Annotated in this window: 17 protein-coding genes; 6 read left to right on the top strand and 11 right to left on the bottom strand. The window is 71.9% G+C overall.

Annotation, left to right across the window (positions count from 1 at the left end):
- Positions 1-128: 128 nt before the first annotated feature.
- From ACIGWZ_RS25310 to mce, 5 genes are all read right to left on the bottom strand, one after another.
- On the bottom strand, positions 129-902 hold the full coding sequence (locus ACIGWZ_RS25310) for an ABC transporter permease (protein WP_400068334.1): 774 nt from the start codon (positions 900-902) through the stop codon (positions 129-131).
- Positions 903-905: 3 nt separating this feature from the next.
- Positions 906-1919: an ATP-binding cassette domain-containing protein gene (locus tag ACIGWZ_RS25305; protein WP_400068332.1), complete on the bottom strand. Its 1014-nt coding sequence runs from the start codon at positions 1917-1919 to the stop codon at positions 906-908.
- Between the two features lie 130 nt (positions 1920-2049).
- Positions 2050-2988 carry a cellulose-binding protein gene (locus ACIGWZ_RS25300; RefSeq protein ID WP_400068330.1) on the bottom strand — a complete coding sequence of 313 codons (939 nt, stop codon included), beginning with the start codon at positions 2986-2988 and terminating at the stop codon, positions 2050-2052.
- A gap of 114 nt (positions 2989-3102) precedes the next feature.
- Entirely contained in the window at positions 3103-7350 is a 4248-nt protein-coding gene (gene scy / locus ACIGWZ_RS25295) for a polarized growth protein Scy (protein ID WP_400068328.1), read from the bottom strand.
- Between the two features lie 208 nt (positions 7351-7558).
- Positions 7559-7999 carry a methylmalonyl-CoA epimerase gene (gene mce, locus ACIGWZ_RS25290; protein WP_400068326.1) on the bottom strand — a complete coding sequence of 147 codons (441 nt, stop codon included), beginning with the start codon at positions 7997-7999 and terminating at the stop codon, positions 7559-7561.
- 173 nt (positions 8000-8172) lie between these two features.
- Between mce and ACIGWZ_RS25285 the strand changes: the two genes are divergently transcribed.
- Positions 8173-9348 carry an acetyl-CoA C-acetyltransferase gene (locus ACIGWZ_RS25285; RefSeq protein ID WP_400068748.1) on the top strand — a complete coding sequence of 392 codons (1176 nt, stop codon included), beginning with the start codon at positions 8173-8175 and terminating at the stop codon, positions 9346-9348.
- A gap of 36 nt (positions 9349-9384) precedes the next feature.
- A complete protein-coding gene (meaB, locus tag ACIGWZ_RS25280) occupies positions 9385-10344 on the top strand; it encodes a methylmalonyl Co-A mutase-associated GTPase MeaB (RefSeq protein ID WP_400068324.1) in 960 nt (319 codons plus the stop codon).
- Between the two features lie 43 nt (positions 10345-10387).
- Here the strand turns inward: meaB and ACIGWZ_RS25275 are convergent, their stop codons facing one another.
- Complete coding sequence (locus ACIGWZ_RS25275) at positions 10388-11074, bottom strand: PepSY domain-containing protein (protein ID WP_400068322.1); 687 nt, start codon at positions 11072-11074, stop codon at positions 10388-10390.
- Between the two features lie 135 nt (positions 11075-11209).
- Here ACIGWZ_RS25275 and ACIGWZ_RS25270 point away from each other — a divergent pair, with 135 nt between their 5' ends.
- The gene (locus ACIGWZ_RS25270; RefSeq protein WP_400068319.1) at positions 11210-11872 is read left to right on the top strand and encodes a response regulator transcription factor; all 663 of its coding nucleotides are present in this window, start codon (positions 11210-11212) and stop codon (positions 11870-11872) included.
- Complete coding sequence (locus ACIGWZ_RS25265) at positions 11865-13292, top strand: ATP-binding protein (protein WP_400068317.1); 1428 nt, start codon at positions 11865-11867, stop codon at positions 13290-13292. Before ACIGWZ_RS25270 ends, ACIGWZ_RS25265 begins: the two co-directional genes overlap by 8 nt.
- A gap of 36 nt (positions 13293-13328) precedes the next feature.
- Here the strand turns inward: ACIGWZ_RS25265 and ACIGWZ_RS25260 are convergent, their stop codons facing one another.
- The 4 genes from ACIGWZ_RS25260 to ACIGWZ_RS25245 form a co-directional block, all read right to left on the bottom strand.
- Positions 13329-13805 carry a MarR family winged helix-turn-helix transcriptional regulator gene (locus tag ACIGWZ_RS25260; protein WP_400068315.1) on the bottom strand — a complete coding sequence of 159 codons (477 nt, stop codon included), beginning with the start codon at positions 13803-13805 and terminating at the stop codon, positions 13329-13331.
- 210 nt (positions 13806-14015) lie between these two features.
- Positions 14016-14789 carry an AIM24 family protein gene (locus ACIGWZ_RS25255; protein ID WP_400068314.1) on the bottom strand — a complete coding sequence of 258 codons (774 nt, stop codon included), beginning with the start codon at positions 14787-14789 and terminating at the stop codon, positions 14016-14018.
- Positions 14786-15436, bottom strand: coding sequence for an AIM24 family protein (locus tag ACIGWZ_RS25250; RefSeq protein WP_400068312.1), 651 nt, complete (start codon positions 15434-15436; stop codon positions 14786-14788). The genes ACIGWZ_RS25255 and ACIGWZ_RS25250 overlap by 4 nt, the downstream gene beginning before the upstream one ends.
- Positions 15436-16074: an AIM24 family protein gene (locus tag ACIGWZ_RS25245; protein WP_400068310.1), complete on the bottom strand. Its 639-nt coding sequence runs from the start codon at positions 16072-16074 to the stop codon at positions 15436-15438. Before ACIGWZ_RS25245 ends, ACIGWZ_RS25250 begins: the two co-directional genes overlap by 1 nt.
- 192 nt (positions 16075-16266) lie before the next feature.
- On the opposite strand from ACIGWZ_RS25245, the gene ACIGWZ_RS25240 reads away from it, so the two are divergent.
- Positions 16267-16617, top strand: a complete 351-nt coding sequence (locus ACIGWZ_RS25240) for a DUF3817 domain-containing protein (protein ID WP_400068309.1) — start codon at positions 16267-16269, stop codon at positions 16615-16617.
- Positions 16614-16913, top strand: coding sequence for an MTH1187 family thiamine-binding protein (locus tag ACIGWZ_RS25235; protein WP_400068307.1), 300 nt, complete (start codon positions 16614-16616; stop codon positions 16911-16913). Before ACIGWZ_RS25240 ends, ACIGWZ_RS25235 begins: the two co-directional genes overlap by 4 nt.
- Positions 16914-16981: 68 nt before the next feature.
- Here the strand turns inward: ACIGWZ_RS25235 and ACIGWZ_RS25230 are convergent, their stop codons facing one another.
- Positions 16982-17962 (bottom strand): DUF5937 family protein, encoded by a 981-nt coding sequence (locus ACIGWZ_RS25230; protein ID WP_400068306.1) that lies wholly within the window; start codon positions 17960-17962, stop codon positions 16982-16984.
- Positions 17963-18016: the final 54 nt, after the last annotated feature.

Genomic DNA, 18016 nt, shown 5'->3' with positions numbered 1-18016 from the left:
CCGCCCCTTGCATGGTGGTCGGGGCAGAGGCGCCCTCGTACCCCCGTGAGGGTTATGAGGCTATCGGGACCTTGACGGTTCCCGTCAATCCTGGTGGGCTGCGGCACTCTCCGGGCGGGCGCTGCGCGTCAGGCATCGCGTTTCTTGAGGAGGACGAAGCCGCCCGCGAGCGCCGCCAGCGTCCAGGCGATCATGATGCCGAGGCCGCCCCAGGGCCCGTACGGGAGATCGTCGCCCACCCGCGGGACGACCTGCATGATCTTCTGGCCGGCCTGGTCGGGGAGATAGCGGCCGAGTTTCCGGGTGGCCGAGACATTGCCGAGGATGTTGGAGATCAGGAAGAAGAACGGCATGAGGATGCCCAGCGAGAGCATGGGACTGCGGAGCATCACGGCGACGCCCATGGAGAACAGCGCGATCAGCGTCATGTAGAGGCCGCCGCCGATCACGGCGCGCAGGACACCGGGATCGCCGAGGTGCGCCCGGTGATCACCCAGGGCCGTCTGGCCGGCGAAGAAGGTCGCGAAGCTCGTCGCCAGGCCGACGACGAGGACCAGCGCGGTGGCCACCAGCAGCTTGCAGAAGAGGAAGGTGGCGCGCTGCGGTACGGCGGCGAGCGAGGCCCGGATCATGCCGGTGCTGTACTCGTTGGAGACCACCAGCACCCCGAAGACGATCATCGCGAGCTGCCCCAGGCCCATCCCGGCGAAGCTGATGTTGGTGGGGTCGAAGGCGACCCGGGAATCGGCCGACATGGAGTGGAAGTCGGTTCTGGCCAGAATGCAGATCAGCACGCCCAGCGCGATGGTGACCACCACGGCGATGCCGAGCGTCCACACCGTCGACCGTACCGATCTGATCTTGGTCCATTCCGAGCGCAGGACCTGTGTGACCGCCGCCATCGGTCAGCTCCCCTTCTTCTGCTGCTGCCGGTGCTTCTGCCAGTCCGCGCCCCAGCCGTCCGGCCGCACCGGCGTGCCGTCCACGGGCCGCGGCCGCACCGCCGTCGGCCGGTCGTCGTGCGCGTGATACTCCACGGATTCCGCGGTGAGCTGCATGAAGGCCTCTTCCAGCGACGCCTGCTGGGGGCTCAGCTCATGCAGGACGAGCTGATGCCGGGCGGCCATCTCGCCCAGCCGGGCCGCCGGCACCCCGTCGATCTCCAGCGAGCCGTTGCCGACCGCCACCGCCTCGATGCCCTCGGCATGCAGCAGATCGAGGAGTTTTTCCTGCTCGGGGGAGCGCAGCCGGACGTAGGAGCGCGAGTTCTCCCGGATGAAAGCGGCCATCGAGGTGTCCGCCATCAGCCGGCCCTGGCCGATCACGATCAAATGGTCGGCCGTGAGCGCCATTTCGCTCATCAGATGGGAGGAGACGAAGACCGTACGGCCCTGCGCCGCCAGGTTCTTCATGAGGTTGCGGATCCAGTGGATGCCCTCGGGGTCGAGACCGTTGACCGGCTCGTCGAACATCAGGATCTCCGGGTCGCCGAGCAGCGCCGCCGCGATGCCCAGGCGCTGGCCCATGCCGAGCGAGAAGCCCTTGGAGCGTTTCCCGGCGACCGAGGTCAGGCCGACCGTGTCCAGCACCTCGCCGACCCGGCCGCGCGGAATGCCGTTGCTCTGCGCCAGGCAGAGCAGATGGTGGTACGCGCTCCGGCCGCCGTGCATCGCCTTGGCGTCCAGCAGCGCGCCGACATACGTCAGCGGGTCCTTCAGCTGGCGGTAGTGCTTGCCGTCGATGCGGACCGTGCCCTCGGTCGGATTGTCCAGATCGAGCATCATCCGCATGGTCGTGGACTTGCCCGCGCCGTTGGGGCCGAGGAAGCCGGTGACGATGCCGGGCCGCACCGTACAGGTGAGGTGGTCCACCGCCAGCTTGTCCCCGTAATGCTTCGTCAGCCCCTCGAGCTCGATCATGTACAGCACGCTAGGGGCGCCCCGGGGGCCTCGCCACTGGGCGCGGCGCCCCGTCACACGACCGCGCCCCCCTACCGCCGCAGTGGCGGTACGGGGGCGCGGGAAGCTGCCGGGCGGGACCTGCCGGGCGTCAGCGGCTCTGCTGGGCGGGGACGCCCCGGGAGATGGACTCCTCCTCGCCGGGGGCGCCGGCCGCGGCCACCGCCGCGCCGGTCAGCGTCGCCAGCATCTCGCGGACGTTGGTCAGCTGCGCGTTGATGGAGTCGCGGCGGTTGGTCAGCGCCGCCAGCTCGCGCTCCGATTCGCTGCGGATCCGGTCGGCCTTGGCGTTGGCGTCCGCCACGATGTCCTCGGCCTGGCGCTGGGCCGTCTCCACCGTCTGGCGGGCGCGGCGCTCGGCGTCGGTACGGAGCTTCTCGGCCTCCAGGCGGAGCTGCTCGGCGCGGTGCTCGATCTCCGCGAGCCGCTTCTCGGCCTTGGCCTGACGCGAGGCCAGGTCGCGCTCGGACTGCTCCCGGCGCTTGGCCAGGTTCGTCTCGAAGTCGGCGGCCGCCTGGGCGGCCTTGGCGCGGGTCTCCTCGAAGAGGGAGTCCGCCTCCTCGCGCTTGGACTGCGCGTCCTTCTGCGCCTCGGCACGCAGTGTGGACGCCTCGCCCTTGGCCTTCTCGACGATCCGCGCGCCCTCGTCCTCCGCCTTCGCCTTGCGCTCGGCGGCGAACGACTCGGCGTCGTTACGGACCTGCTGGGCGGCCGACTCGGCCAGCTCGCGGTGCTGCTCGGCGGCCCGGCGGGCCTCCTCGCGCAGGTCCTTGGCCTCCTCCTCGGCGAGGCGGAGGATCTTCTCGACGCGCGCACCGAGGCCTGCGTAGGACGGTTCGGCGTCGTTGACCTGAGCCTGGGCGTTCTGCGTCTCGAGGTGCAGCTCCTCGATCCGCTTTTCCAGCGACGTGATGCGGGCCAGCGCGCTGTCACGGTCGGCGACGAGCTTGGTAATGCGGTCGTCCACCTGACCGCGGTCGTACCCACGCCGCACGAGCTCGAAGCCGAAGGGGGAGGATGTGTCGCTCATGGGGTTCCTGTCGAAAGAGACCGGTGAGGTGATAAGGGGAATCCTAGGGGTCTTAACGGCGTGTCATCGAGTCATTGCGCGTTTGAAGTGGAGAATGACCCCTCATTTGAGTGGCTACCCTTCAGACTGCTTGCCACTCGAACGAGTTGCGCCCGCCCCCGCAGCCGCCTTGACGCCACCCTTGCCCTCCGCGCCGCCCCCGGGCACCTCGAAGGACTCCAAGGCTTCCAATACGTCCTGAACGCGGGAGATTTCGGCGTTGATGTCCTCCCGCCGGCGCACCAGAACCTCCAGCTCGCGCTTGCCCTCGTCCACGATCCGGGCGGCCTCGGCCTCCGCCTCGGTGTGCATCCGCTCGGCGTTGCGCACCGCTTCGGCCTTTTTGTTCTCGGCCTCCTTGATCAGGCCCTCGGCCTTCTTGACCGCCGAGATCCGGACCTTGCTCGCCTCGCTGTTGGCGTCCGACAGCAGCTGATCGGCCTTCTCCTTGGCCTCCACCTGCTGCTCCGTGGCCTGCGCGATGAGCTTGTCGACCCGCTCGCCGGCGTTCTTCATCGTCTCCGCCGACTCCCGGCGGGCCCGGTCGTGCAGCTCCTCGACCTCGCCCTCGACCCGCACCCGCAGCTCCTCGGCGCGGTCCCGTATGGCGGTGGCGTCCCCGCGGGCCTCTTCCAGCAGGGTGTTGGCGTCCGTACGGGCCTTCTCCACCCGCGCATTGCCCTCGGCCGTCGCCTCCGTGACGAGCCGGTCGGCCTCGTTGCGTGCCGCCCCCACCATCGTGTCGGCCTGCTCCTCGGCCGCGGTGGCCGTCTTGAGGGCTTCCTCCTGGGCCTTGGCGATGAGCTGATCGGCCTGCTCGGCGGCGTCCGCGCGACGCTTGGCGGCGTCCTTGCGGGCCTCGTCCAGCAGCCGGTCCGACTCCTGCTGGGCCTCCGTCCGCAGCCGCTCCGCCTCCGCCTCGGCGTCCTCCTTGACCTTCGCGGACTCACCGCGGGTGCGATTGGCGTGCTCCTGTGCCGCGGTGACCGTTTCGGCCGCATCCGCCCGCAGCCGGTCCGCCTCCGCGGTGGCCCCGGCGAGCATCCCCTCCGCCTGCTCGCGGGCATCCGCCCGGGTACGGTCCGCGTCCCGCTCGGCGGTGGCCGTGGTCTCCGCCGCCTCGGCGCGCAGCCGCTCGGCCTCCGTACCGGCTTCCGAGATCAGCTCGTCGGCCTGCTGCGCGGCGTCCGACCGCGTCTTGTTGGCCGCCTTGCGCGCCTCGTCGCCGGTCTCCTCGGCGTCCGTCCGCGCCTTCTCCAGCACCTCGGCCGCCTCGGTCCGCAGCCGCTCCGCGGCCTCGGACGCCTCGGTGACCATGGCGTGCGCCTGCTGCTCGCCCTCCGCGCGCAGCCGGTCGGCGGTCTGCTGGGCCTCGGCGACCATGCGGTTCGCGTCGTCCTGCGCCGAGGACGTCAGCTCGGTGGCCTCGGTGACGATCCGTTCGGCCTCCGTACGCGCCTCGGTGATCAGCGCGTCCGCCTGCCCGGCGGCGTCCGACCGCATCCGGTTCGCGTCGTCCCGCGCCTCCGCACGGGCCCGCGCCGCGTCCTGCTCCCCCGACGCCAGCGCATCCGACGCCTCGGTCCGCAGCTGCTGGGCCTTCGCCGTGGCGTCCGCGACCAGCTTCTGGGCCTGCTCGGTCGCCTCCGTCAGCAGCCGGTCCGCCTGCTCCGCGGCCTCCGTACGCGCCCCGTTGGCGTCCCGGCGCGCCTCGTCCAGCACCCCCGCCGCCTCGGTACGCAGCCGCTCGGCCTCCTCGAAGGCCTCGGAAACCGTCCGCTCCGCCATGGACTTCGCGGCCTCGGACGCCTCCTGCGCCTCGCGCCGCACCCGCGCCGCGTCCTCGGAGGCGCGCTCCCGCTCGTCGTAGGCGTCCTTGCGGACCCGGTCCGCCTCGTCCTGCGCCTCGGTCGTGGTGCGCTCCGCGGCGTGCTCGGCCGCCGACCGCAGCCCGGCGATCTCCTGCTCGGCCTGCTCGTGCAGATCGGCGACGGAGTCCCGGACCTGCTGCGCGGTCTGCTCGGCCGCCGCGACCAGCTCGCCGGCGCGCCGGTCCGCCTCCTCGACCAGCCGCTCCGCCTCCGCCTGCGCCTCGCTCACCCGCGTACGGGCCGACGCCAGCAGCTCCTCGGACTGCTCCCGCGCCGCCGTGCGCTCCTGATGGGCCTCCTCGCGGGCCTCGCCCAGCAGCTGCTCGGCCTCCCGGCGCCGCCGCGCGGCCTCCTCCTGCGCCTCGGCCAGCGCCTGCGCCGCCTCCGTACCCGTGCGCTCCGCGGCCGTCGCCGCCTCCGCGCGCACCCGGTCCGCGGTCTCCTGCGCCTCCGCCTTGAGCCGCTCCGCCTCGGCCGCCGCCTCGCTGCGCAGCCGTACGGCCACCGCCTCGCTCTCCGAACGCGCCGCCGACGCATCCGTGGCCGCCTCGGCCCGCAGCCGCTCGGCCTCCGCCTCGGCCTCCTGCTGGAGCGCGCGGCGCCGGTCGGCGGCCTCCGCCTTGAGCCGGGCCGCCTCCTCCTGCGTCTCCCGGCGCAGCCGCTCGGCCTCCGCGCGCGCCTCGCGCAGCGCGTCCTCGGCGGCGGTGACCCTGCTCTCGGCCTCGGTGTGCAGCCGGTCCAGCTCGGCCTGCGCCTCGGTGCGCTTCTCCTCGGCGGCCCGCTCGGCCTCCGCGCGCAGCTCCCGGGCGCTGTCCTCGGCGGTCGTGGTCAGCGTCTCGGCGGCCTGGGTGCCCTCCAGCAGCAGCTGCTCGGCCTCCGAACGGGCCCGCTCCAGCGCATCCTCGGCCTGCCGGCGCAGCGCCGACGCCCGCTCGATGGCCTCGGTCCGTACCCGCTCGCTCTCCGCGACGGCACCCGAACGGGTCTCCTCCGCATCGCCCTTGGCCTTCGCCAGCAGCTCCTCGGCGGTACCGGCCGCCTCCTCGATCTGCTGCACGGCCTCCCGGCGGGCCTCGCTGCGGATCCGCTCGCCCTCGGCGACCGCGTCCGCCCGCAGCTGCTCCGCCTCGCCGCGCAGCCGCCGCGCCTCCTCCTGGAGTTCGACGGTCTTGGCGCGGTACTCCTTGGTGTCGTCCTTCGCCGCGCCCTTCAGCTGCGCGGCGGTGTCGTGCGCCTCCTCGCGCAGCCGGTCCGCCTCGGACTCGGCCTCGCTGCGCAGCCGTTCGGCCTCCTCGGCCGCCGCCTTGGTGGTGGCCTTGGCGTCCTCCGACGCCTTGGTCAGCACCTCCTCGGCGGTCCGCGCCGCCTTCGCCAGCTGCGCCGCGGAGTCCTCGGCCGCCTTGGACCGCGCGCTCTCCTGCGCCTCGGCGAGCAGCCGGTCGGCCTCCGTACGGGCATCCGCGCGCAGTTGCTCGGCCTCGGCCTTGAGCGCCTCGGACTCCTTGGTCGCCTCGCCGACCAGCCGCGCGATCTCCGCCTTGGCCGTACGGGTGCGCTGCTCGTTCTCCGACTCCGCGGCCGACAGCCGCTTGCCGGCGGCCTGCTGGGCCTCCTCGAGGAGCTTGTCCGCCTCGGTGCGCGCCTCGCGCAGCGCGGTGTCCGCCTCCTGGATCCGCGCCTCGGCGCTGCGGGTCAGCTCCGCGGCCGCCCGGCGCGCCTCCTCCGACTCCGTACCGGCCGTCGTACGCAGCTGCTCGGCCTGATCGGTCGCTTCCTGGGCCTGGTTGGAGGCGGCGTTCAGCAGCCGCTCGGCGTCGGTGCGTGCCCGGCGCAGGATGGATTCGGCCTCGGTACGGGCCTCCTCGGCCGAGGTGTCCAGGCGCTCGCGGGCCCGCTCGGCCAGCCGCTGGGCCTCGGCCCGCGCGGCCGTCAGCGCCTGCTCGGCCTCCGCCCGCGACTCCTCCATGAGGCGGCGGGCCTGCGACTCCGTGCGTGCCCGCAGCTGTTCGGCCCAGGCGACGTTCTCGTTGACGTGCGATTCGACGGTCTGCCGGCGCTCATTGAGCTCCTCGTCGAGCCGCTGCCGGCGGGTGACCGCCTCGGCGTGCAGCTCGGCCTCCAGCCGGGACTGCCGCTCGGCCTGGTCCTGGAGCAGCCGCTGGGTCTGCGCCCGCGCCTCGCGCAGCTCGCGCTCCGCGTCCGTCCGCAGCTGGTCCGCCTGGATCTGCGCATTGCGCAGCAGCTGTTCGGCCTGGTGGCTGATGTTGTCGTAGGCAGGGCGGGCCGCGAGGTTGCGGCGCGCCTCGTGCAGCTTGGCGCGCAACACCTCGACCTGGTAGCCGAGGTCGTCGGCGTGCTGGACGGCCTTGTCCCGCTCGGTCTTCAGCCGCTCCATCTCGGCCTCGAACTGCGAGAGGTGGTCGTCAGCCTCGTAGCGGTCGTTGCCCCGCACTGCGCGGTCCCATCCGTCCCCTGGTCATGGTGGCGGCCGACTCCGTCCTGCGAATGCTCGTCCCGTACACGTCACGTCGTACCGGACTCGCGCCCATCGGAGCTGACCCTTCCGAAGAAATGGTGTCAGATCATCGGCAGAGTATGGGCCGAGCCCCACTCCCGTACCCCGGCCGAAGGTGCACTCTACCGGCCGGGGAACGTATAGGTCAGTGGTCCGCCGGGGAGGAGGGCGCGGCGGTGACGAGTTCGGTCAGTACGCCATGGCAGTCCTTGGGGTGCAGGAAGGTGATCCGGGAGCCCATCGAGCCGGTCCTCGGCTCGTCGTAGAGGACCCGTACGCCCTTGCTGCGGATGTCCGCGGCGTCGCCGTCCACATCCGCCGTACCGAAGGCGATGTGGTGGACCCCCTCACCGTTCTTCGCAAGCCACTTACCGACCGCGGAGTCCTCCCGGGTCGGCTCCAGAAGCTGCAGGTACGAGGCGCCGCCGTCGGACGTCTCATTGATTTTCAGCATCGCTTCCCGGACGCCCTGCTCCTCGTTGACCTCGGAGTGGAACACCTCGAAACCGTACGTGGCACGGTAGAAGTCGACGGTCTTGTCGAGGTCGAAACAGGCGATCCCGATGTGGTCGATTCGCGTCAGCATGGCTCCAGTGCACCGCCCGCACGGCTGGTTACGCAACGTGCGCGCGATCACACCCGCTTCCCGGTGACCCCGGGCGTACCGCTCAGTACATTGACGGGAACCCTCGTTAACTTCCCTGCAAAGGAAGGCCGCACCGCATGTCTGCAACGAACGGCACGAACGCAACCACCTCGGTGATCGTGGCGGGAGCGCGCACCCCCATGGGCCGCCTCCTGGGATCCCTGCGGACCTTCTCCGGCGCCGATCTGGGCGCGGTCGCCATCAAGGCGGCCCTCGACCGGGCAGGCATCGGGGGTGACCAGGTGCAGTACGTGATCATGGGCCAGGTGCTCCAGGCCGGCGCCGGGCAGATCCCCGCCCGCCAGGCCGCCGTCAAGGCCGGCATCCCCATGAACGTCCCCGCGCTCACCGTCAACAAGGTCTGCCTCTCCGGCCTCGACGCGATCGCGCTGGCCGACCAGCTGATCCGCGCGGGCGAGTTCGACGTCGTCGTCGCGGGCGGCCAGGAGTCCATGACCAACGCGCCGCACCTGCTGCCCAAGTCCCGCGAGGGCTTCAAGTACGGCGCCGTCGAGATGCTCGACGCGATGGCCCACGACGGCCTCACCGACGCCTACGAGGGCGTCGCGATGGGCGAGTCCACCGAGAAGCACAACACCCGCCTGGGCATCGCCCGCCCCGAGCAGGACGAGATCGCCGCGCGCTCCCACCAGCGGGCCGCCGCCGCCCAGAAGAACGGGCTCTTCGAGGCCGAGATCACCCCCGTCGAGATCCCGCAGCGCAAGGGCGAGCCGGTCCTCTTCAGCAAGGACGAGGGCATCCGCGGCGACACCACCACCGAGTCGCTCGGCAAGCTGCGCCCGGCCTTCGCCAAGGACGGCACGATCACCGCCGGCACCTCCTCGCAGATCTCCGACGGCGCGGCCGCCGTGGTCGTGATGAGCAAGGCCAAGGCCGAGGAACTGGGCCTGGAGTGGATCGCGGAGATCGGCGCGCACGGCAACGTCGCCGGCCCCGACAACTCGCTCCAGTCGCAGCCCTCCAACGCCATCAACCACGCCCTGGGCAAGGAAGGCCTGGCCGTCGAAGATCTTGACCTGATCGAGATCAACGAGGCGTTCGCCGCCGTCGCCGTGCAGTCAATGAAGGACCTCGGGGTGTCCCCGGAAAAGGTGAATGTCAACGGCGGTGCGATCGCCCTGGGGCACCCGATCGGCATGTCCGGCGCCCGCATCGTGCTGCACCTCGCGCTCGAGCTGCGCCGCCGGGGCGGTGGCGTGGGCGCCGCCGCGCTGTGCGGCGGCGGTGGCCAGGGCGACGCGCTGATCATCCGCGTACCGGGTAAGTAACCGCGAAACGGACCGAGCCGAAGGAGACGCGCAGCGATGGTGGACGTCCCGCAGCTGGTGGAGCAGGCCCGGCAGGGCCGCCCGAGGGCGGTGGCCCGGCTGATCTCCCTCGTCGAGGGGGCGGCGCCGGAGCTGCGCGAGGTGATGGCGACGCTCGCGCCGCTCACCGGCAACGCCTATGTGGTCGGGCTGACCGGTTCACCCGGCGTCGGGAAGTCCACCACCACCTCCGCCCTGGTGACGGCCTACCGCAAGGCGGGCAAACGGGTCGGCGTCCTGGCCGTCGACCCGTCCTCGCCGTTCTCCGGCGGGGCCCTGCTCGGCGACCGCGTCCGGATGTCGGACCACGCCTCCGACCCCGGCGTCTACATCCGCTCCATGGCCACCCGCGGCCATCTCGGCGGCCTGGCCTGGGCCGCCCCCCAGGCGATCCGCGTCCTGGACGCGGCGGGCTGCGACGTCGTCCTCGTCGAGACGGTCGGCGTCGGGCAGTCCGAGGTGGAGATCGCCTCGCAGGCCGATACCAGCGTGGTGCTGCTGGCACCGGGCATGGGCGACGGCATCCAGGCCGCGAAGGCGGGCATTCTGGAGATCGGCGACGTCTACGTCGTCAACAAGGCCGACCGCGACGGCGCCGACGCCACCGCCCGCGAGCTCAACCACATGCTGGGGCTGGGCGAAGCGCGGTCGCCGGGCGACTGGCGGCCGCCGATCGTCAAGACGGTCGCGGCCCGCAGCGAAGGCGTGGACGAGGTCGTCGAGGCGCTGGAGAAGCACCGCGCCTGGATGGAGGAGCACGGGGTGCTGGCCCAGCGCCGCCGGGCCCGTGCGGCGCGGGAGGTCGAGACGATCGCGGTCACGGCGCTGCGCGAGCGGATCGGCGACCTCAGCGGAGACCGCCGGCTGGACGCGCTGGCCGAGCGCATCGTCACGGGGGAGACGGACCCCTACCGAGCGGCCGACGAGCTGGTGGACGGCCTGACGAACGGGGGCTGAGGACGGCCGCCCCGGTGCCCGGGGCGGCCCCTGCGCGCCGGCCTCAGTCGTCGGCGCCACCGTTGTCGTCGTCGTCCGCGTCGTGCGCCGGCGCGGCCGTCACCTTCCCGGACCGCGGGTCGACCAGCAGCTTGTGCTCCTTGCCGTCCTTGCTCACCGTCTCGACCTCCCAGACCGCCTTCGCCCGGTGGTCGTCGTCCAGGTCGACGGAGGTCACCGTGCCGTGCGCGGCGGAGACACGGGCGGCGGCCGCGGCGTCGACCTTCGCGCCCCTGGGGTCGGTGCCGTCGTCCTCGTGATCGATGTGCTGGTTCAGTACGCGGCCGTTGACGGCATCCAGCGTGACCTCGTGCCACTTGCCGTCCTTGCCGAGCACATCCGCTTCCCAGACCAGGCCGGGCCGGTCCCGGTCCAGGTCGAGGCCGGCCACCGCGCCCGGGACGGCCTTCAGCGCGGCCGCCGCGGCCTGCGGTGCGGTCACCTCGGCGGCGTTCGCCTCGCGGACGTCCTCCCGGCCGTGGTCGTCGTCGCGATCGTCCCGTCCGCGGTCGTCCCGGCCGTCCTCGCCGCGGCCCCGGTCGTCGTCGTGCGCCGCGACCCGCACGTTCGCCGGGGCGCCGGACCGGGTGCCGTCGGGCCCGTCGCCGCTGTTGACGGCGACCGCGGTGGCGGTGCCGCCCGCGATGAGGGCGGCCGCGGCGGCGGTGGCGATGACGATATGGCGCTTCATGAGTGCTCCCCTGTACGGCGGGCCGGTGTCGTCCGGCCCGGTGATCGGCAGTGACCCCACCGTCGCGGAACGCACCTGAAGGGAAGCTGAAGCCGCCTGAAGACCTCTTCAGGTACGGGATGCCACAGTGGCCGCATGCGCCTGTTGATCGTGGAGGACGAGAAACGCCTGGCCCTGTCGCTGGCCAAGGGCCTGCGCGCCGAGGGGTACGCGGTCGACGTGGTGCACGACGGCCTGGACGGGCTGCACCAGGCGGGCGCGGGCGCCTACGACCTGATCGTGCTGGACATCATGCTGCCCGGCATGAACGGCTACCGCGTGTGCGGGGCGCTGCGGGCCGCCGGCAACGACGTACCGATCCTGATGCTGACCGCCAAGGACGGCGAGTACGACGAGGCCGAGGGGCTGGACACCGGCGCCGACGACTATCTGACCAAGCCGTTCTCGTACGTGGTCCTGGTCGCCCGCATCAAGGCGCTGCTGCGCCGCCGCGGCCGGACCGCGCAGCCCGTGCTGCGGGTGGGAGAACTGGCCCTCGACCAGGGGGCCCGCGAGGTCACGCTGGACGGCGCGGAGGTCGCGCTGACCGCCAAGGAGTTCGCCGTGCTGGAGCAGCTGGCGCTGCGGGCCGGCGATGTGGTGTCCAAGGCGCAGATCCTCGAGCACGTCTGGGATTTCGCGTACGAGGGCGATGTCAACATCATCGAGGTGTATGTGAGCGCGCTGCGCCGCAAGCTCGGCGCCGGGCGCATCGTGACGGTGCGCGGTGCCGGATACCGGCTGGTGCCCGGTGCGTAGGCTGCTGGGCTCGGTACGGGCCAGGGCGGCGGCCGGTGCGACGGTCGTGGTGGCGGTGGCACTGATCGCGGCCGGCACGGCGGTGCTGCTGGTGCTGCGGAGCAACCTCCAGGACCAGGCGGGACTGCAGGCCGAGGTCGCCGCGCGGGAGGTCGCCGCGCAGATCGCGACCGGCACGGCATACGGGAAGCTGGATCTGCCGGACGGCGACGACCATCCCGTCGTGGTCCTGGACGACGACGGGCGGGTGCTGGCGGCCGGCGACGAGGTGCGGGCGGTGGACGGCAGGACCGTCAGGCCGTCCCCGAGCGAAACCGCGCCGCCGCCGGCCGATGACGACGGCGACGACCACGGCGGCGACGACGATGACCACACGAGCGGGCCCCGGCCCGGCGAGGTCGACGACGACACGCACGACCGGGACGGCACCGCGGACGTCGACGGCACGGTGGCCGACTACCGCTTCGCGTCGATCGAGGTCAAGGACACCGGCGGGGCGAAGGCCACGGTGCGGGCCGGTTCGCCGCTGGCCCCCGAGCGCAGCACCGTCGGCACGGTGCGCACCGCGATGCTGATCGGGCTGCCGCTGCTGCTCCTGGTGGTGGCCGGGGTGACCTGGCTGGTGACCCGGCGGGCGCTGCGCCCCGTGGAGGGGATCCGCGGCGAGATGGCCGCGATCACCGCCAGCACGGATCTGAGCCGACGGGTGCCGGTGCCCGCGGCGCAGGACGAGATCGGCCGGCTGGCCCGGACGACCAACGAAACGCTGGCGGCCCTGGAGACGGCCGTCGAGCGTCAGCGGCGGTTCGTCGCGGACGCCTCGCACGAACTGCGCAGCCCGATCGCGTCGCTGCGCACCCAGCTCGAAGTGGGCGTCGCACACCCGGAGCTGCTGGATGTGCCGGGCGCGGTGGAGGACACCGTACGGCTCCAGCGGCTGGCCGCGGACCTGCTGCTGCTGGCGCGGCTGGACGCGGGGGAGCGGCCCGCGCAGGCCCGTGTCGACCTGGCCGCGTTGGTACGGGAGGAGAGCTCGCAGCGGACCGGGGACCGGGTTCCGGTGCGGGTGGGGGACCTGGGAAGCGTGGAAGTGGCCGGGTCCCGCGGCCAGCTGGGGCGGGTGCTGGGCAATCTGCTGGACAACGCCCAGCGGCACGCGTCCGCCTGTGTGCGGGTGGCCGTGGCGCGCGAGGGGGAGTGGGCGGTGCTGCGCGTCGACGACGACGGGCCCGGGGTGCCCGAGGGGGAGCGGGAGCGGATCTTCGAGCGGTTCGTACGGCTCGATGACGCGCGGGCCCGGGACGACGGCGGAGCCGGGCTGGGGCTGGCCATCGCGCGGGACGTCGCGGTGCGGCACGGCGGCTCGCTGGCCGTACGGGAGGGCTCGGTGTTCGAGCTGCAGTTGCCGGTGGCCTCCTGAAGCTCCCGGCCCCGGCCCGCCCTCCGGGACGGTGTCTCAGAGGCCCCCGCGCTGCTCCCGGAGGTGCTGGGCCACCGGCGTGAGCGAGGCACGCAGCGCCTCGAGGTCCCCGGTGGTGAACAGGTCGATGAAGTGCTTGCGCACCGAGGCGACGTGGTGCGGGGCGACCCGGCGCATGGTGTCCCAGCCCTCGTCCGTCAGCACCGCGTAGAGGCCGCGGCGGTCCGACTCGCAGCTCTCGCGGCGCACCAGGCCGGCGTTCTCCATCCGGGTGATCTGGTGGGAGAGGCGGCTCTTGGACTGCAGGGTGCCGGTCGCCAGGTCGCTCATCCGCAGCCGGTGGTCCTCGGCCTCGGAGAGGTTGACCAGGATCTCGTAGTCGTTGTTCGTCAGGCCGAACGGCTGCAGATCGCGCTCCAGTTGGTGCATCAGCAGCCTGCTGACGTCCAGATGGGTGCGCCAGGCACGCTGCTCCTGGTCGGTCAGCCAGGGGGTGTCACTGTCGGTCGTCATGGAGGAATTCTACCCGTAAATGTTGAATAGTTAATTAAGTTGGTTCGCGCGAGCTTCGAGTGAGGGTGGTCGCGACGATAGCGGTGACGCCGGGGTCGCGCCGGGCGGTGGCCGCGGCGGCACCCGCCGGCATCCGTCCCGATGGGTGAGACGCCGAGGGGGTCCGCGCGGTTGGTCAGATGTTCGAGATCACCGTCCGCAGACTACCGCTCACAGCCCGAAGCGACGCTGGAGCCCCCCGAGGCCGCCCGGCAACTGGGGCAGTTGTGAGCCACTTTGCGACGCGTGCCCGCCACCACCCGGAACGCCCGCCTCGTCCGGCACCGCGCCCGTCGCCAGCTCCGGCATCAGCACCTCCGTCGACTGGAGCAGGACCGTCCCGGCACCCACGAACTCGAACTGGTGCTCCTCGCCGGAGGCCCCGCCGATCCCGGTGTGCGCCCGCAGCCCGCCGAGGAATCCCCGCAGGTACTGGTGGTCGTAGTGGTGGCACGGCGAGGGGCAGTCCGCCCAGCCGACCAGCGCCTGCGGATCCACCCGGATCGGCGGCTCCATGAAGACCACCGGCCCGTTGGAGGCGGCCACGAACTTGCCCGTACCGATCAGCGTGAGAAACCCCGGAATGATCGACTGCTTCAGCGACAGAGATGGCTGAAAGGCGAGCAAGTTACCGGAGCGAATGGTGAGGTTGCCCTCATCGAGGTCGAAGGAATTCACATCGAAGGCGCGGTCGGCGAGGACCATCTTGCCCTGCCCCTCGGCGACCACCCAGTCGGCGGCGTGCAGCGGGGAGTGGAAACTCCCGGCGATCAGCCGGTCGAGGCCGCCGTGCCCGATCCCGTGGAAGTCGATCCGCCCGTAATAGGCGATCATCTTCCCCTTCTGCAGGAACCACTGGCCGTTCAGATCCACGCTGAAGGCATAGGGATTGACGTTGTCGTCGGTCGGCAGGGTGCCGACATCGTGGACGACGGGACCGGTCACAGCTTCTCCTCCGACGCCTGTACGTAGACGGTGCCCTGGCCCGACAGCTCCAGCTGGAAGGCCTCACCCGAGCCGCGGCCGACCATGTCGCGCCAGCCCAGCGCCGTGGACAGTTTGTTGCGGACGTCGCCACGGTGCGCGACATAGGCCTGCGGGTCGACATGGACCGGGCGCTGGTGCGTGATCGGCAGCTCGATGACCCCGCCGTGCGCCATCACCGCGGCCGAGCCGTGGCCCTTGAGGGTCGTGGTGAACAGGCCCTGCCCGGTGACCTGGCCGCGCACCATGCCCATCACCCCGCCCTGCGAGCCCATGAACATCGTGCCCTGGTCCAGCGAGCCGTCGAAGGCCAGCAGCCGGTCGGCCTCGACGTACAGCGTCTCGCCCGTCAGATCGACGACATGGACGTGATGGCCGCCGTGGCCGAACATCACCGTGCCGCTGCCCTCCACGGTCATCAGCGGCGTCGCCTCACCCGCGATCCGCCGCCCGATCATCGAGCCGATACCGCCCTGCCCGCCCTGGATGTTCGGGGTGAAGGAGACCTCGCCGCGGTAGGCGAGCATCGCGCCGCGCTGGCTGAACATCCGCTGGCCCGGCGTGATGCGGGCCTCGACCATCCGGGAATTGAGCGCCGTGAACGGCATCAGATCTCACCGCCCACGGTGTTGCGCTCGCTGGGCTGTACGTACACCAGGCCCTCGCCCTCGAACCGGATCTGGAACGCCTCGCCGGAGCCCTCCCCTATGAACGTCCGGAAATTCACCCCGGACTGGAAGTGCTGCTTGAGACCCCCGGTGTGCGCGATGTACGCCCCCGGGTCCACATGGAGCGGATACTGCTTGGTGACCCGCAGCACCACCGCCGGCCCGTCCGAGGTGATCGCCGCCTGGCCGTTGCCCTCGACGGTGGTGGTGAACAGGCCGTTGCCCTGCGAGGCGCCGCGCAGCCCGGTGAAGGTCGTGCCGGTACGCAGCGCCGCATCCGTACAGAGCAGATTGCTCGCCTCGACATAGAGCTTCTCGCCCTGCAGCTGCACCAGATTGATCTCGCTGGCGCGGTCGGCGAAGAAACACGTGCCGTGGCCCTTCACCTCCATCACGGCCATCTGCTCGCCGGTCAGCCGCCGGGTGACCATGCCGCGCAGACCCTCGCCGCCCCCGGTCATCTTCTTGAACGACATCTGGCCGTCGTACGCGACCATCGCACCGTTTTTCGCCTTGACGGCATCGCCCGTCATATCGACGGCGAGCACCTTGCTCCCCTGGAGCCGAAACTGAGCCACGGATCCGACCGTAGTCGGCCGGGACCGTCCGGGGCAGGCCCTTTTGGTCACGTCTGCCCCGCACTGGTCCGTATCCGGGCTTCGCCGCCCCCCGCGCGGTGATCATTCGGACGGCTGTCACAATGGGCCACGGCTTGTGAACTCTTGCACAAGCGCATTGCTGGCTCCCTCCGCCGTACTGACGAGGTTCCCGTGGACATCAAGACCGCCGCCGCCCTGCACCGACTGCGCCTGGCCTCCATTCCCGAGGCGATCTCCTTCCCGGCGCTGCTGATCTTCGGCACCGGCTTCCGGCTGGCCTTCGAATACGACTCCCTGGTGATGCCGCTCGGCATGATCCACGGCGTGCTGTTCATCACGTACGTGGTGCTGCTGCTGGACGTGTGGAACCGCACCAAGTGGCCCTTCAAGCGCGTCGCCTTCTTCTTCGTCCTCGCGATCCTGCCCTTCGGCGGGCTCTACGGGGACCGGGTCCTCAAGCGCGAGGAGGAAGCCGGCGTGATCGCCGCCCGCGCCCGCAAGGAAGGGGTCCTCAACGCATGATCGTCGCCTTTTCCGTCAGCCCGCTGGGTGTCGGCGAAGACGTCGGCGCCTACGTCGCCGACGCGGTCCGGGTCGTCCGCGAGTCCGGGCTGCCCAACCGCACGGACGCCATGTTCACCTCCGTCGAGGGCGAGTGGGACGAGGTGATGGACGTCGTCAAGCGCGCCGTCGCGGCAGTCGAGGCGCGCTGCGGACGGGTCTCGCTGGTGCTGAAGGCCGACATCCGGCCCGGCGTCACGGACGGCCTGACCTCCAAGGTCGAGACCGTGGAACGGCATCTCGCCGGCGGCGCGTAGCTTCTCGGCGGCGCGTAGCGAGGTCTCACCGACCGTCGACGCCTCGGCGGACGTGACGCGGAAGAGCGTCAGCCGCCCGCCGCCAGGGCCATGCCCAGCGGCGTCCGCTCGTACAGCACCTGATGTCCGTGCCGGCGCGAGGCCAGCAGACCGGCGTCGCGCAGCACGGACAGATGCGCCGAAACGGACGAGGGCGCCAGGCCCAGGCGGTGGGCCAGCGCCGACGTGGTCGACGGGGCGTCGAGGGCGGCGAGCACGGCGGCCCGGTTCGCGCCCAGCAGCCGTACGAGCGCCGGGCCGGTCTCCGGCTCGCTCCACAGGCCGCCGATCCCGCGCGCCGGGTAGATCACGGTGGGCTGCCACGGCGGATTGAAGCCGCTCACCACGTCCGGCCAGACGAACACGCTCGGCAGCAGCAGCACCCCGCGCCCGTCCAGATCCTGCATCTGCAGAAAGTCGGTGCTGGTCCTGACCGTGAGCGTGTCCCCCGACCACGACAGCCGCGGATGAAGATCGGCGAACAGCCGCCGCAGCCCGCCGCCCGCCAACTGCCGTGACCGGTAGGCGATCTCCGCCTCCAGCAGGGCGCGCAGCCGCGGCCAGTCCGGGGCCAGCAGCGCATGCCAGGCCCGCTCGGTGACATCCGCCAGCTCCCGGATCGCCCGCGCCGGGTCCGCCAGCGCCGCCCGCCCGCGTGCCGACTCGGCCGCCCCCGGCACACACGCCAACGACCTGGCCATCTCGGCGCGCGCCAGCGCCGGATCGGTGGCCCGCAGCAGCGCCAGCTGCTCCTCGAACCCGGCCAGCGGTACGGCCGGCGGCCGCCCCAGGAAATCCGGGGTGTACCCGGGCGACGGCATGAACAGCCACAGCGGCGACAGGTCCAGCCCCGCCACCGTCTCGCGCATCCGCCGCAGCCACGGCAGGTGATAGCCGTGCCGGTCCGCGCGGCGCAGCATCCGTACCGCCTCATGCGTCTCGCACAGCGGCGAGATCGCGAACCGGACACGCAGGAAGTCGTCCGCCCCGAAATGCAGATCCAGCGGCACCGCCGGCGCCTCCCCTCCCCAGGATTCGGCTCCAGCCGAAACACTACGGTCCGG

The sequence above is a fragment of the Streptomyces sp. NPDC053427 genome (assembly GCF_044544985.1).
GTDB lineage: Bacteria > Actinomycetota > Actinomycetes > Streptomycetales > Streptomycetaceae > Streptomyces.
The sequence above is the reverse complement of the archived record's forward strand: the minus strand, read 5'-3'. Positions and strand labels throughout refer to the sequence as shown.

What these genes read in the sequence shown, in the direction of transcription:
- ACIGWZ_RS25260 (WP_400068315.1), bottom strand. Translation starts at nt 13,805, where the DNA reads ATGACGACCGACAGTGACACCCCCTGGCTGACCGACCAGGAGCAGCGT.
- mce (WP_400068326.1), bottom strand. Translation starts at nt 7,999, where the DNA reads ATGCTGACGCGAATCGACCACATCGGGATCGCCTGTTTCGACCTCGAC.
- ACIGWZ_RS25275 (WP_400068322.1), bottom strand. Translation starts at nt 11,074, where the DNA reads ATGAAGCGCCATATCGTCATCGCCACCGCCGCCGCGGCCGCCCTCATC.
- ACIGWZ_RS25305 (WP_400068332.1), bottom strand. Translation starts at nt 1,919, where the DNA reads ATGATCGAGCTCGAGGGGCTGACGAAGCATTACGGGGACAAGCTGGCG.
- ACIGWZ_RS25250 (WP_400068312.1), bottom strand. Translation starts at nt 15,436, where the DNA reads ATGCCGTTCACGGCGCTCAATTCCCGGATGGTCGAGGCCCGCATCACG.
- ACIGWZ_RS25270 (WP_400068319.1), top strand. Translation starts at nt 11,210, where the DNA reads ATGCGCCTGTTGATCGTGGAGGACGAGAAACGCCTGGCCCTGTCGCTG.
- ACIGWZ_RS25310 (WP_400068334.1), bottom strand. Translation starts at nt 902, where the DNA reads ATGGCGGCGGTCACACAGGTCCTGCGCTCGGAATGGACCAAGATCAGA.
- ACIGWZ_RS25235 (WP_400068307.1), top strand. Translation starts at nt 16,614, where the DNA reads ATGATCGTCGCCTTTTCCGTCAGCCCGCTGGGTGTCGGCGAAGACGTC.
- meaB (WP_400068324.1), top strand. Translation starts at nt 9,385, where the DNA reads ATGGTGGACGTCCCGCAGCTGGTGGAGCAGGCCCGGCAGGGCCGCCCG.
- ACIGWZ_RS25300 (WP_400068330.1), bottom strand. Translation starts at nt 2,988, where the DNA reads ATGAGCGACACATCCTCCCCCTTCGGCTTCGAGCTCGTGCGGCGTGGG.